Here is a 1,159-nt window from a genome sequence, read left to right on the forward strand (position 1 = left end):
ACGGCATGATGGGGTGGACGGCCCCCGAAGCGGCATCGATGTGCCAGATTGAGGTCGTATAGAACTTCAATCGAAGGAGCCGTCCGTGGAGCAGATTACGCGCATTTTCATTGATACGTCGAAGAGTATTTTCCAATTGCATGGCGTGAACGCGGCCGAGGAGCCGGTGGTTCGCCGCAAGCTTCGTCGCGGTCAGATGGTGGAGTTTTTCGCCCGTCTGGAGCCTGTGGTCGTGGGGCTGGAGGCCTGCGGGGCCTCGCACTATTGGGCGCGAGAGCTCAAAGGCCTGGGCCACGAGGTGCGGCTGGTCGCTCCGCAGCACGTGAAGCCCTATGTGAAGCGCAACAAGAACGACGCACGTGACGCCGAGGCCGGCTGCGAGGCGATGAGCCGGCCGACCATGAGCTTCGTGCCGGTGAAGTCGGCTGAGGAGCAGGCCGGCCTGATGTTGCTGGGGACCCGCGAGCGGCTGATCAACACCCGCACGCAGCTCTCCAACACGATCCGCGGCCACGCGGCCGAGTTCGGCGTAATTGCGGCGCGAGGACTGGACAAGATCGAGCCGCTGCTGGCACGCATCGCCGCCGATGAGAGCCTGCCGGATTTGGCGCGGGGGCTGTTTGCGCTGTTGGGCGCAGAATACGCTCAGCTGCAAGTTCGCATTGAACGCGCCGAGACCGAGCTTGCGGCTTGGCGGCGCACGAATGCCGCCAGCCGGCGGCTGGCCAAGGTCCCATCGATCGGCCCGGTGGGCTCGGCGATGCTGGTGATGAAGACGCCGGATCCAGCGGCCTTCAAGTCGGGCCGCCAGTTCGCCGCCTGGGTCGGATTGACGCCGAAGGATCATTCCACTGCTGGCCGACAGAGACTGGGCGTGATCAGTCGGGCGGGCGATGAGGCTCTGCGCAGTACCCTTGTGGTCGGGGCCACCGCCGTGATCCGCCAGGTGCGCGCCGGCCGGGCCGAACCGTCGCCCTGGCTGGCGAGGCTGCTGGCGCGCAAGCCGCCCAAGCTGGCAGCCGTGGCCTTAGCCAACAAGGTCGCCCGCATCGCCTGGAAGATGATGCTCACCGGCGAAGACTATGACCCCAACCGACTGCTGCGGCCCGTGATGCAGCAAGTCTAGACCAAGATCACCAGACCCGATCTGGATGATGTC

At 65.5% G+C, this 1,159-nt stretch carries 1 protein-coding gene; it reads left to right on the top strand.

The genetic code is table 11. The features are described from left to right. Positions 1 to 85 precede the first annotated feature (85 nt). Complete coding sequence (locus tag AC0L2X_RS32345; RefSeq protein ID WP_473562307.1) at positions 86 to 1,126, top strand: IS110 family RNA-guided transposase; 1,041 nt, start codon at positions 86 to 88, stop codon at positions 1,124 to 1,126. The last annotated feature ends 33 nt before the right edge of the window (positions 1,127 to 1,159 follow it).

This window comes from Mesorhizobium sp. WSM4828, assembly GCF_055811175.1.